This is a genomic window from Chromohalobacter moromii, assembly GCF_023091865.1.
GTDB lineage: Bacteria > Pseudomonadota > Gammaproteobacteria > Pseudomonadales > Halomonadaceae > Chromohalobacter > Chromohalobacter moromii.
In genome coordinates this window covers 25,777-38,849 of the sequence record NZ_JAHXDI010000004.1, presented here as the reverse complement: position 1 = coordinate 38,849, position 13,073 = coordinate 25,777, and the positions used below count along the sequence as shown (strand labels likewise).

10 protein-coding genes are annotated in these 13,073 nt (G+C 58.8%); 1 reads left to right on the top strand and 9 read right to left on the bottom strand.

Annotated elements, in window-relative coordinates; all coding sequences use genetic code 11:
* Positions 1-551 precede the first annotated feature (551 nt).
* The 6 genes from KZO83_RS13040 to KZO83_RS13015 all read right to left on the bottom strand — a co-directional run bounded on the left by KZO83_RS13040 (position 552) and on the right by KZO83_RS13015 (position 7,772).
* A complete protein-coding gene (locus tag KZO83_RS13040) occupies positions 552-1,901 on the bottom strand; it encodes an FRG domain-containing protein (protein WP_248287616.1) in 1,350 nt (449 codons plus the stop codon).
* A gap of 62 nt (positions 1,902-1,963) precedes the next feature.
* Positions 1,964-2,635, bottom strand: a complete 672-nt coding sequence (locus tag KZO83_RS13035) for a hypothetical protein (RefSeq protein WP_247621115.1) — start codon at positions 2,633-2,635, stop codon at positions 1,964-1,966.
* Positions 2,636-2,777: 142 nt separating this feature from the next.
* Complete coding sequence (locus KZO83_RS13030) at positions 2,778-3,431, bottom strand: hypothetical protein (protein ID WP_247621114.1); 654 nt, start codon at positions 3,429-3,431, stop codon at positions 2,778-2,780.
* A 435-nt stretch (positions 3,432-3,866) separates the two neighbouring features.
* Positions 3,867-5,354: a CoA-acylating methylmalonate-semialdehyde dehydrogenase gene (locus KZO83_RS13025; protein WP_247621113.1), complete on the bottom strand. Its 1,488-nt coding sequence runs from the start codon at positions 5,352-5,354 to the stop codon at positions 3,867-3,869.
* A gap of 128 nt (positions 5,355-5,482) precedes the next feature.
* A complete protein-coding gene (locus KZO83_RS13020; protein WP_247621112.1) occupies positions 5,483-6,766 on the bottom strand; it encodes a M24 family metallopeptidase in 1,284 nt (427 codons plus the stop codon).
* Positions 6,767-6,890: 124 nt separating this feature from the next.
* Positions 6,891-7,772: a HalD/BesD family halogenase gene (locus KZO83_RS13015; RefSeq protein WP_247621111.1), complete on the bottom strand. Its 882-nt coding sequence runs from the start codon at positions 7,770-7,772 to the stop codon at positions 6,891-6,893.
* 120 nt (positions 7,773-7,892) lie between these two features.
* On the opposite strand from KZO83_RS13015, the gene KZO83_RS13010 reads away from it, so the two are divergent.
* On the top strand, positions 7,893-8,777 hold the full coding sequence (locus KZO83_RS13010; RefSeq protein ID WP_247621110.1) for a LysR family transcriptional regulator: 885 nt from the start codon (positions 7,893-7,895) through the stop codon (positions 8,775-8,777).
* Positions 8,778-8,828: 51 nt separating this feature from the next.
* On the opposite strand, the gene KZO83_RS13005 is transcribed toward KZO83_RS13010, so the two are convergent.
* The 3 genes from KZO83_RS13005 to fadB all read right to left on the bottom strand — a co-directional run bounded on the left by KZO83_RS13005 (position 8,829) and on the right by fadB (position 13,027).
* Entirely contained in the window at positions 8,829-9,431 is a 603-nt protein-coding gene (locus KZO83_RS13005) for a Yip1 family protein (protein WP_247621109.1), read from the bottom strand.
* A 207-nt stretch (positions 9,432-9,638) separates the two neighbouring features.
* Positions 9,639-10,817 carry an acetyl-CoA C-acyltransferase FadA gene (fadA, locus tag KZO83_RS13000; RefSeq protein ID WP_040239174.1) on the bottom strand — a complete coding sequence of 393 codons (1,179 nt, stop codon included), beginning with the start codon at positions 10,815-10,817 and terminating at the stop codon, positions 9,639-9,641.
* A gap of 26 nt (positions 10,818-10,843) precedes the next feature.
* Positions 10,844-13,027, bottom strand: a complete 2,184-nt coding sequence (gene fadB, locus KZO83_RS12995) for a fatty acid oxidation complex subunit alpha FadB (RefSeq protein WP_247621108.1) — start codon at positions 13,025-13,027, stop codon at positions 10,844-10,846.
* Positions 13,028-13,073: the final 46 nt, after the last annotated feature.

The window sequence follows — 13,073 nt, the reverse complement described above, 5'->3', positions numbered from 1 at the left end:
ATGTGCTTGCATCCCCCAGCAACCTCTCGATTTCGGATTCGAGCAATGACGGCTCTGGGTACAGTCTTTTCGAATAAAGCCAGTTTCTACGCGGGCCAATTACAAATACACCACTATACAGCCTGTAGCCTGGATAAACTCTAAAGTCACGAGCAGAGAGAATTTCTCTTGCTTGATCTTTCGAGAACCGCCACTGGAGATCCTTACGCTTACTTCCCCTGTCGTCTTCCAGGTAGCATTCAAGGCCCACATCCGTAACCTTCAACCATGTCTTTTGGTTTGATGTCTCAAAGACTTTGACGCTTCTCGGGGCGAGCTCCTCTACATCAGGAGCTTCTGGTGCTTCGGGCTCCGGTTCTTGGACAGGAATACGCAGTAGCGTTTGGTAAGCGACCCAGGCACCAAACCCAGCGATCAATGTCATCGCAACTTGCGATACGACATTAACGATGTCGACGAAACAAGACCAAGACAATTTATGTCATTCTTCCCCACACACATAACGCCAGAGCGAACCGGCGCACTTCAGTGCGTCCGCGTTACGCGATTTGTTAGGCATACTCCACTTCATGATGTACAAAATCCAAAGCGCTTCTCTGGCTCATTTTCTCATGTTTAATAGCTTCATTTAGATGCCTCAGAATAGAAAACTGAAGTATATGGCGAAGGTCATTATTGCAAGGACATTGTTCTGGATGATCTTGCTTTAACCATCCATCTTGACCTAGCTTGTAGACCCACCCCGTATTAACACCAACTCCCCTTACCACATGTCCAGGGTGATGAACCACTAACCCGGAAACTGCAACATTTCCATCACTCAGTCTCTCAACATAGATCCCTTTCTCAAACTCGGAATCAACAGCCACTTCTGGCACATTAATCAGCCCATCTAGCTCAACAACGAACTTCCCATATCTATTGACCAGCGCAGTCACATGATCAATTTCAAAATCATCGTTGGTGTTAGCAAAGTATGCGAATTTTGGCAGTCGGAAAAAAGGCAACTCAAAAAATGGAGAGGTCTTTTCTCCGCGATTCTCTGCAACCCAAAACCCAGAAAATAAGGCCGGATATGACCCTAAGTGTTTAACAAACTTGTGATCGTACTCGGGCAACTCTAAGCCTCTTCGATACGCCGGGATAGGAAACTGTTCTTCAGTCATAATCAATTCCCAAGGGATATCTAATAGAGCTTGGAGCAAAAAGTCGTGCTTCCGCTTTGGAAAAACATCTTCGACGTTGCTTATCCCAGATTGGGAGCAATATTCAACGAGTACATTGTGCTCAATGACTAGATGATAAATAACAGCATCAGGGGGCAGCTTGCCATTTTCCCCTTCTACGAGACATGCCTTTTGAGAATCGAATCGTAGTGTGCCTTCTTGAATTTCGAATTCGGTAAGATCATGCATAGAAAGCTCATGACTTTCCAGGCGCGCTCGATCTATGACATAGACGTTGCCTGGTTCCGCCACCTCTTCATATGAAGCATTCCTCACAACGAGCCATACAGGCTCTTCCTCGAAATTTTCGCACATCTCAATTCCTTTTGACTCAGAGTATCGGTTGGTGGCAAACCATCCAGCCACACTGAAGGATTTAGTGAGATCCACGAAGAAGGAGCGCCAACCATAATGCTGCAATATCGCCTGCGAGGTTCCTAAATCTATTTCATGGTAATTCATACCTGAAAATGCTCTAATGAGAGCTCTTGAGTAATGCGTCCAAGCAAACATGACAGGCGGAATACAGCCATGTCGCTGGAACGAAGTCGGAATGCTCACTTCACCTCTGTCATCGGTGTAGTGACGTGTTTGCCCCCGAAATAGCCAACTTTCCTCAGAGCCTCTAATAAAGTCCTCAAGCTCCTGACTATTGGTAATCCTAAGAGTCTTCATAATGCTCACTGTATGCCTAACGCGAAAGGTAAGCGTCGCGAGGTAACCAGCGTCCGTTTGACCTACTGGTTAGGATTGATTTCAATTTGATCCATGCGCGTCACTACATTTTCTATGAAATCCGCGCAAGTCGCCCCGAAATCTGGACTTATTTCACGGGGCTCATGATTGTTGTCTAGATCGCCCTCATGAGCGATTTGGTTACGTCTTTTGGAATATCGTTCCAAGCGGCTGGCAATATGGTTTCTTTCGGTATTAGGGCCTCGCCATCTATCCGCGACCTCCTGAATAACGTCTGGAACACCGATAACTCTATAGGCTTCAACAACTTTATCCGGTGCCTGGTACGCCTGAAAACCGAGAACATTCTCACGAATCGCATCTGCTAGTCGATCCGTTCCAGTCGGAGACCGCATATACTGGATTGCTCCCCCAACATGCGACGCGTTCTTTATTGGCGCGACTCGAACAACCATTTCACTTAGCCTGTCTGGGATGCTATCCGCGTGCTTCAAAAACTGCGGTATGTATCTGTACAGCACTTGATGGACATACGCGTCAAGTGAACTCATGGAGCTAACAATAGATGCACGAGGTAGCCACAGAAGATACTTGTTATTCGCATCTAATGCGCCCCTAGCACCTAAGCTCTTCAGTCTCCGGAGTTCGCGGTACATGTCCAGATACTTTCTCGCCGCGTCGATATTAATTTGGAATTGCTCAATTGGTTCCATTGGCCTGAACTACTCCTAAAGCTTCAAACACCGGTTCAGCTTTGCTGCATCCGAGTGCTTTGAGTTGTTAGCGCAGTTTATACTGGGCAGCCGGATTCATCGAATATCGATTACGCAAACAGGGCTGACGTAGCCAGTTATTTCAAGTAGCCTCATTGTTGCCCTTAACTTTCTGCATTACTGAATCTTCTAAAGAGTTAGCCTCGATCAGGTTTGATAAATTCCTCACATCTTGATTGAGGTTGCCTACGCTTTTTCCTAAACCGTCTATGGAATCCACGATCTTCAGTAAATAAGGTTTGTTGATTAGCCCCGGCAGACCAGCATACGGCTTAACATCCAACAGATAGTCTTCACATTTTGCATTCGCTCCATTCAAGCTAGTCCACTCTAAGCGAACACTAAAAGGGGGCATAGGCTCGTTGGAGTCTGAATCTTTAGGCTTAAAGAGTTGGAAACCGATAGCAAACAATATCGAAATTTTCTCTCCTTGGGGAATTAGAGTTATAGGGCCTCTTTTTGTGGCGCAATCTAGGATTAAGTTATAGCGGGTAAATTGCTCAGACTCTCCCAAGAATTGAAAGCAAACATTTCTTGCCGGGCCCGTACCCACATTTGCGATCGAAATGTTCAAGCCACCTGTTCCATCTGGGTGTGGCTCAAAATACGCAACTAAATTCGGCTCTGAGCCTGCCTTCCTCAGCAACCGGTTCTCGCGCCATAGAAATACGGTAAGAATAGCGATTACAACTGTGGAGAAGCCGCTGAGGATCGTAGCTATGTCGTCTAAGCCCATTATTTCTTCCTGTCGTATCGGTGCCTACTGGTTTAAGCACTAACAGCTATTAGACCGCGCGCTCGTTTTACCACTTGAACGATCAGGCGCGTTAAAAAATCTTGTCGAGCCAGTCTGTGCACTCTTAAGCTTCTGATTTTACAATACACTAAGAAAAGTTCGGCGCGATGAACCCGCGCCCCTGCTGCCTTTGCCGGCTCTATCACCTTGGGACCAACATGATCCCCTGCCCCGCTACCATTTCGGCCACGCTACCGCCAAGCAAAGCACTGAACGCTCCACCACCCGGTTCATCAGGTTTTATCGGCAATACCAAACAATACTGAACCTAGCTTAATTTAACGTCGATTAACATAGCGCTACACGAAAGGCGTAGACACAAAAAGCCCGCGCCGTGTGAGCGGCGCGGGCATGGGGTTCAGCCGTGCGGATGGTTTAGGAGGGGAAGCTGAACTGGGCTGTTTCCTGGGCGGAGCGCTTCGGCCAGCGTTGGGAGATGGCCTTGCGGCGGGTATAGAAGCGTACGGCGTCGGGGCCGTAGGCGTGTAGGTCGCCGAACAGCGAGTCCTTCCAGCCGCCGAAGCTGTGGAAGGCGACCGGCACCGGCAGCGGAACGTTGATGCCGACCATGCCGACTTCGATGGCGTCGGCGAAACGCCGCCCAGCTTCACCGTCACGGGTGAACACGCAGGTGCCGTTGCCGTACTGGTGGGCGTTGATCAGGGCGATGGCGTCTTCGAAGGTCTCGACGCGCACCACGCACAGCACTGGACCGAAGATCTCGTCGCGGTAGATGCTCATCTCCGGCGTGACGCGGTCGAACAGCGTGGCGCCGAGGAAGTAGCCCGGCGAGCCTTCCACCAGCGGGTGCTCGCGGCCGTCGACCACCAGCTCGGCGCCGGCGTTAGCGCCCTGCTCGATGTAGCCGGCGACCTTGTCGCGCTGGCCGGCGTTGATCAGCGCGCCCATGTCGAGGCCACGCTCGGTGCCCGGGCCGATCTTCAGCTCGCGGGCCTGGGTGGCAAGGCGCTCGACCAGGGCGTTGGCGGTGGCGTCGCCCACGCACACGGCCACGGAGATCGCCATGCAGCGCTCGCCGGCACTCCCGAACGCGGCGCCGATCAGCGTGCTCGCGGCGTTGTCGAGATCGGCATCCGGCAGCACCACGGCGTGGTTCTTGGCGCCGCCGAGGGCCTGCACGCGCTTGCCTTGCCGGGTGCCACCCTCGTAGATCTTGCGCGCCACGGGGGTAGAGCCGACGAAGGAAAGCGCGCGCACCTCGGGCGCTTCGATCAACGCGTCGACGGCCTCGCGATCACCGTGGACGACGCTGAACAGCCCCTTGGGCAATCCGGCTTCGTCGAGCAGTTCGGCCATCTTCACGGCGGCCGAGGGCGTCTGCTCGGAGGGCTTGAGGATGAAGGCATTGCCGCAGGCCAGCGCCATGGGATACATCCACAGCGGCACCATGGCCGGGAAGTTGAACGGCGTGATGCCGGCGACCACGCCCAGCGGCTGGTGGTTGGACCAAGTATCGATGCCCGGCCCGGCGTTGTGGGAGTACTCGCCCTTCAAGAGTTCCGGCACGCCGCAGGCATACTCGACGTTCTCGATGCCGCGCTTGAGCTCGCCCATGGCGTCCTCGAGCACCTTGCCGTGTTCCTCGCTGACCAGCGCGCAGATCTCGTCGGCGTCGCGCTCGAGCAGGGTCTTGAAGCGGTACATCACCTGGGCGCGCTTGGCCGGCGGCATGTCGCGCCAGGCGGGCTGGACTTCACGGGCGGCATCGATGGCGCGTTGCACGGTGGCGGTATCAGCCATCGCCAGGCGGCGAACCGGCGCGGCGGTGGCCGGGTTGAGCACGTCGATGGTGCGCTCGCCTGTCAGCCGCTCGCCGGCGATCCAGTGGGATACGTCTGTCATAACATCTCTTTTCTATCGAATATGGGCGCCATGTAAGGGGCGCGAACCTGGAGCTCCATTCACAACCGATGAACGGGATGGGCTTACCCGGCGCCCATCGTTCATTCCGAGCGTTTGAACAAGAACTCTTAGAATTCCCGGCCGAGCAGGGCTTCATCGAACGGGTAGCGCGAGAGTTTTTCGATGCCGGTGTCGGTGACCAGCACTTCCTCTTCGAGCTTGACGCCGTCGGCGCCGCCGACCTCGCCGATGTAGCTTTCCACCGAGACCACCATGCCGGGCTCGAGGATGCCGTCCTTGGAGAAGCGGTCGAAGTCCATGTGGTGGGCGACCAGCGGGGTCTCACCGTGCATGCCGACGCCATGGATGATCGAGGGATAGCGACGGTCGAGAAAGCGCTCGGGAATCTTCCAGGCGTTTTCGGCGATCTCGCGGTAGCTCATGCCCGGCTTGAGGATGCCCATGTTGTGGTGCACCTGGTCATAGGCCATCCGGTAGAGGCTCTGCTGATAGGCGGTGGGTTTGCCGGGGCCGACATGGAAGGTGCGCGAGAAGTCGGAGTAGTAGCCGTGGCAGCCGATGGTGTCGGTATCCAGCGCGACCAGTTCGCCGGGACGGATCACCCGGTTGCTGGCTTCGTTGAACCAGGGGTTGGTGCGCGGGCCGGAGGACAACAGCCGCGTCTCGATGAACTCGCCGCCCTGGCGGATGACGTCGCCGTACATGATGGCGAATAGCTCGTTCTCGGTAACGCCGGGCTTGATCGCGGCTTCCACGGCGGCCACGGCGGCTTCGCTACCGGCCATCGACTGAGCCAGACAGGCGATTTCCTCGGGCGTCTTGATGCGCCGGCAATGCAGGGTGTCCTGCATGCAGTCGTAGACATCCAGCCCCTGGGCTTCCAGCGAGCGGGCCAGGTTCATTGTGCAGCGATCCATGCCGATCTTTTTGTTGCCCTTGCCGTGCTCTTCCATCAGCTCGGCGATCTCGATGCCAAACGGGTCGGAGGACATGTTGTCGCGCTGATTGACAGCGGACCACACCACCTTGGAGGTGCGCGCTTCGTCGATGGTCTCCAGCCAGGTGGAGACGTGCGCGCTGCCCGGATACTCGAACAGGATCACCGGGCCTTCGAGCGGCACGTAGATGTAGCGCGTGGAGTTGCGCAGGAAGTAGCCGAACATGTTGCGCGAGCCGGTGGCGTAGCGCTGGTTGTAGGGGTCGAACAGGACCAGCGCGGCATAGCCTTGCTCGGCCATCATCGCACGCAGACGCTTGAGGCGCCCGCCGCGCAGCTGTACCGGATCGAAGGCGGTGGGAATGCTGTCGCCGTTGGCCATGGGGGCGGAGGGCACGACCGGGATGGCGTCGGGTTCGTTGTCGGTCAGGTTTTCGAAGTCGACGATGCTCATGATCAAGCTCTCTGTATCTGTTCGTTATGGGGCGCGCTTCGTGATGGGGCACGCTCGCCGTCGCGGGAAGTGTCTCCGCGACGGCGAGCATGGGCCGGGGTCGGCGGCCGGTGATCCGATATTGTCAGTCGGCGAGGCTGTCGCTGCGCTGCATGCCCTCTTCCAGCAAACGCTCGTGAACCGGCGCCATGCGCCCGAAGATGCGCTTGGCGCGCTCGGGGCGGCCGATGAAGCCCGGTTCCTTGGCGTAGGCGAAGATCACGGTGTGGCGCTCGCGGTCACCTTCCACCGGGGTCACGCGGTGCAGCGAGTAGCGGCCGAAGAAGACTTGCAAGTCGCCCGGCTGGAGATCCAGCGACTTGATCTGCGAGCGGTCGCCGTCGATGACCTTTTCCACCCCGTCGAAGTTCTCGCCCTCGGGGCTGCGGATGCCCGGCGCGTACTCGAAACGACCGCCACCGTGGGACTGCCGCGTCATCATGGTGACGATGAATTCGTTGGTGTCGTAGTGCCACGGATGCTGGCAGCCCTCGCGCAGCACGTTGACGACCAGGTCGGCAAGGGGATCGGCGTACTGGTGAATCTCTTCCATTCCCACCACACTGGCGATGAAGCGCTGGAAACCGGGATCGGAGTAGACCTGACGAATGATGGTGTCGGCGCCGATGCGGTCCCCGGCGACGAAGCCGTTGGTACGGTCGCCGAAGCGGTTCTTGGGATGCGAGGCCGGCAGGCTGGAGTCGCCGTCGCTATTGTAGGGGTTGGTTTCGGTCTGGTTGTAATGCGCTTCCGGCGAGAGTCGCTCGGTTTCGCGTTCCAGCCGTGTCAGGGCCTCGTCGGGCACGAAGCCCTTGAGTACCACACAACCGTCCTGACCGAGCTGGGCACGACACTCGTCGACGAGAGCCCGGCCGCGCTCGCCATCCAGTTGGTCGATGGGATATCGCTCGAGATCGATCAGACCGTGGAGTGCGTTGTCGTCTGCCTGCGTAGCATTGGCTGGCATGCGGATCTGCTCCTGACTTTTCCAAGGACGTTTCCAATAACGTATGGACAGGGTAGTCAGCCGGGTTTAATAATAGAAATGAATGGTTAAGATCAAAAAGATTGCAAAGGCTCATAGATCATGGATACCGACCTGCTCCGTGCCTTCGTCACGGTCGCCGAGTGCGAGGGCTTCAGCGCCGCCGGCAAGGTGCTGCATCGCACGCAGTCGGCCGTCAGCCTGCAGATCAAGCGGCTCGAGGATCAGATGGGCGAGTCACTCTTCGAGCGCACCAGTCGCAGCGTGGTACTGACGCCGCCAGGTGGGCGCTTGCTGCCCTACGCGCGACACATGCTCAAGCTTCAGGACGAGGCACGCCGGGTGATGGGGGTGGACCGCCAGGGCGAACTTATCCGCCTGGGCACCTCGGAGGAACAGGCGAGCACCTACCTGCCCGAGCTGCTGCCGCGTTTCGCCGCCCGCTTTCCCGAGGTGCGCCTCGAGGTGAACTGCAGCATCAGCGGCTCGCTGGTGCATGATTTCCAGGAGGGGCTGCTGGATGTCGCGCTGGTGGTGCGCCATGGCCCCACGCAGACCGGCCGCCTGCTGGGCCGTGAGCCCATGGTGTGGGTGGTAGCCGAGGATCGCGCCATCGACGACTGGGAGACCCTGCCCCTGGCGCTGAACCCCGAGGGCTGCATCTTCCGCGCCCATGCATTCGCCGCGCTGGGGCCCACCGAGCGGCGCTGGGACGTGCGCTACTCCAGCCGCTCCCCCACCGGCATCAACCTGCCGGTTCAGGCCGGCCTGGCCGCCACGGTCAAGACCCCGCGGAGCGTCCCCGAGGGCTGTCGCATCGTCGGCGAGGAAGAAGGTTTGCCGCCGCTCGGGCACGTCGAGATCGAAATGCACCGCACGCCCGGCCACTCCAGCGACGCCTTCGTCGCCTTCTGCGACGAGCTGGAGCACATCGTCACCGCGACCGACTCGCTGGAGTCGCTGGAATACGTGGCCGCAGAAGGCTGAACGCCAACGGCGCCCCGCGAGGCGCCGTTGTCGTTTGCTTCATTGGAGAGATTACAACTCGATACCCAGTAACTTGGCGCCGTAGCCCCATAGCAGCACTGTCACGGCGAGCAACGCCTCGAGCACCAGCACACCGATACCCAGTGTCGAGCCGGTGACGATGAAGCCCTCTTCGGAGCTGATATCGAGGAAGTTGGGAATCCCCAGATACAGCAGATAGGCGCTGTAACAGAGCCCGACGATGGTCGCCAGCATGCACAGCCAGACCAATGGGTAGAGCGCGACGACCCCACCGACGAACATCGGCGTGGCGACATACCCGGCGAAGATGATGCAGCGTCGACGACTCGGGGGATTGGAATAACGCTGCGCCATCCAGTGGATCACCGAGCCCATGAAGCCCACCGCCACCAGGATCGCCACATAGAAGGCGACACCCGCGAAGAAGGCGTCAAGATAGTTGAGCTGAATGGTATGCCCACCCCCGAAATCCCAGCCGACCTGGGTGGTGCCAATGAATGCACATACCACCGGGATCAATGCCATTTCCAGAACGTGGTGACTGTAGAGGTGGGTAATCGTCTCCTTTTCGTCGTGGATCTGCTTCCATTCACGGTTCGGGTGCACCAAGAGTCCCCAGACATGCGTGAGCATAGAAAACACCTCCTCCATCGCCGATATGCGCATCACGTCGCGGCGCGCTTCATGATCGATGTGCCCCGACGTTTTTATCAGTGTAGTCAGTATTTTGCTCAGCAATATCAGATTTACCGCTTGAAACGGCATGCACGTAAAAAAGCGACACCCAAGGCGGGTGTCGCTTTGCTATCGCTGTATTTCAGGCGAGATGCGAGTAGTGCGTTACTTCAAGCGTTCGAAGACGGTCGCCACGCCCTGGCCCATGCCGATGCACATGGTCGCCAGGCCTAGGGTGGTGTCTTGCTGACGCATGACGTTGAGCAGCGTGGTGCAGATGCGTGCCCCGGAGCAGCCCAGCGGATGGCCCAGGGCGATGGCGCCGCCATTGAGATTGACGACCTCGTCCATGCGCTCGCGCAGGCCGAGATCCTTGAGCACTGGGATCGACTGCGCGGCGAAGGCTTCGTTGAGTTCGACGGTCTGGATGTCGTCGATGGCCAGGCCCGCACTTTTGAGGGCCTTCTGCGTTGCCGGTACCGGGCCGTAGCCCATGATCGAGGCATCGCAGCCGGCGACGCCGGTGGAAACCACTCGCGCCAGCGGCTCGAGCCCCAGCGCTTGCGCGCGCTCGTAGCTCATCACCGCCAGCGCCGAGGCGCCGACCGAGAGCGCCGAGGATGTGCCCGCCGTGACCGTGCCGCCCTTGGGGTCGAAGACCGGCTTGAGCTTGCCCATGTCTTCCAGATTGGCGTCGTGGCGGATCACCTCGTCGCGGTCGACTAGACGCCGGAAGCCATTCGCGTCGTGCCCTTCGACACCGACGATCTCGTTATCGAAGTAGCCGTTTTCGTTGGCGGCCACCGCGCGTTGATGCGAGCGCACACCGAACGCGTCCTGTTCTTCACGGCCCACGCCGTGCATCTTGCCCAGCAGCTCGGCGGTCAGGCCCATCATCATGGCGGCCTTGGCGGCGTACTTGCTGGCCGCGGGATTGACGTCGACGCCATGGTCCATCGGCACGTGTTCCATGTGCTCGACACCGCCGATGATGTAGAAGTCCCCCATGCCGGCCTTGATGTTGGCCGTGGCGATGTGCAGCGCGCTCATCGACGAACCGCATAGGCGGTTGACGGTCTGCGCCGGCACGCTGCGCGGGATACCGGTCATGATCGCGGCGTTGCGCGCGATGTTCATGGACTGCTCGAGGGTCTGGTTGACGCACCCCCAGATCACGTCGTCGACCTCGGCGGGCACCAGGTTGGCGTTGCGATCGAACAGTGCCTGCATCACCGAGGCGGATAGATTTTCGGCGCGCACGTTGCGGAAGGCCCCGTGCTTGGCCTTGGCCATGGCGGTCCGAACGGCATCGACCACCACGATATCTCTAGGATTCAAACTCATTTTCGCGCTCCTCGTTGCGTGGTGGCTCATTGATCGGATTCGGACGTGTCGGGATAGAAACGCTCGCCCTTGGTGGCCATGTCACGCAGCCGTTCGGTGGGGCGATAAAGCGGTCCGAGTTCCTCGGCCAGCGTCTCGGCCTGAGCGACGAACGTCTCGACGCCCAGCGCATCGATGTAACGCAATGCCCCACCCCGGAACGGCGGGAAGCCGATGCCATAGATCAATGCCATGTCCGCCTCGGCGGGCGTCGCCACGATGCCGTCTTCCAGGCAGCGTACGGCTTCCATGCACAGCGGGACCATCATGCGCGCGACGATATCGTCGTCGCTGAACTCACCACGCGTGTCGACGGCTTCTTCGACCAGCGCATGCGCCTGCTCATCGGAGACCTTCTTGGGCTTGCCTTTCTTGTCTTCTTCGTAGCGATAGAAGCCTTTGCCGTTCTTCTGGCCCAGGCGATCCTCGTCGTACATGCGTTGAATCGCTGTCTTGCCACCGTTTTTGGCTTCCTGCGCCATGCGGTCGGGGAAGCCTTCCGCCATCACCGCCTGCGCGTGCACGGCGGTGTCCATGCCCACCACGTCCAGCAGGTATGCGGGGCCCATGGGCCAGCCGAACTTTTCCATGACCTTGTCGACGCGTTCGAAGTCGGCGCCCTGCTCGACCAGGAGGCTGAAGCCACCGAAATAGGGGAACAGTACGCGGTTGACCAGAAAGCCCGGGCAATCGTTGACCACGACCGGTGTCTTGCCCATCTGACGGGCATACGCGACGGTCGCGGCCACGGCGGCATCGCTGGTTTTCTCGCCACGGATGACCTCGACCAGCGGCATACGATGCACGGGGTTGAAGAAGTGCATGCCGCAGAAGTTTTCGGGACGCTTGAGATTGGCCGCCAGGCGGTCGATGGAGATCGTCGAGGTGTTCGAGGTCAGCGTGGCGTTGTCATCGAGTAGCCCTTCGACCTCGGCCAGCACGGCTTCCTTGACCTTGGGGTTCTCGACCACGGCCTCGACCACCAGATCGACATCGCCGAAGTCGCCATAGGAGAGCGTGGGGCGAATGTTGGACAGCGCCTCGGCGACTTGATCGCTACTCAGGCGGCCACGTTCGAGCTGCTTGCCGAGCAGCTTGCGGGCTTCTTGCAGGCCCAGTTGCAGCGCTTCTTCCTTGATGTCCTTCATCAGGATCGGCGTGCCCTTGTACGCGCTCTGATAGGCGATACCGCCGCCCATGATCCCCGCACCCAGCACCGCCGTCTTGTTCACGGCAGCCGCCTGGTTGGCGTACTGCTTGCCCTTTTTCTTGACCAGTTGATCGCTCAGGAACAAGCCGACCAGGTGATAGCAGACATCGGTCTTGGCGAGTTTGGCGAACGCCTTGGCTTCGATGGCCTGGGCGCGTTCACGGCCTTCGCCGGCGCCCTTCTGGATGACCTTGATCGCCTCGATGGGGGCCGGGTAATGCGGCCCGGCCTTGCCTGCCACATAGCCCTTGGCGGTCTCGAACACCATCATCTGCTCGATGGCGTTGAGCATCAGCGGGGACTGTTTGACGCTGCGGCGTGCCTGGTGGTCGAGTTCACCGGCGTTGGCACGGCCCAGAATATCCAGCGCGGCGGCTTCCAGAGCGTCCCCGGAGACGACGGCATCCACCGCGCCGACTTTCAAGGCGGCATCGGCACGGTTTTCCGTCCCGCCAGAAATCCACTCGATGGCGTTGTCGGCGCCGATCAAGCGTGGCAGACGCACGCAACCGCCCCAGCCCGGCAGGATCCCCAGCTTGGTCTCGGGCAGCCCTAACTTGGCGCTGTCGCTCATCACTCGGAAATCGCACGCTAGGGTGATTTCGCAGCCACCGCCGAGTGCCAGGCCGTTGATCGCCGCCACGCTGGGAAACGGCAGATCCTCCAAGGTGTTGAAGATGCCGTGCACGCGCGTGTTCATGTCGACCAGGAAGTCTTCGTCGCGGCGGAACATGCCGTGGAACTCGGTAATGTCGGCCCCGACGATGAAGGCGTCCTTGGCGCTGGTGATGACCAGACCTTTGACATTCACTGCCTCTCCGAGCGCCGCCAGAGCCGCTTCGAACTCTTCGATCATCTTGCTCGAGAGCGTGTTGACGGACTCGTCTTGCGCATCGAAGGTCAGCATGGCGATGCCGTCATCGCGCTGCACCACCGTGATGGCGTTACCTTGATAAATCATTCAGGGCTCTCCCTGCTGTTAGCCTGGACCTCACGATTCACGAAGG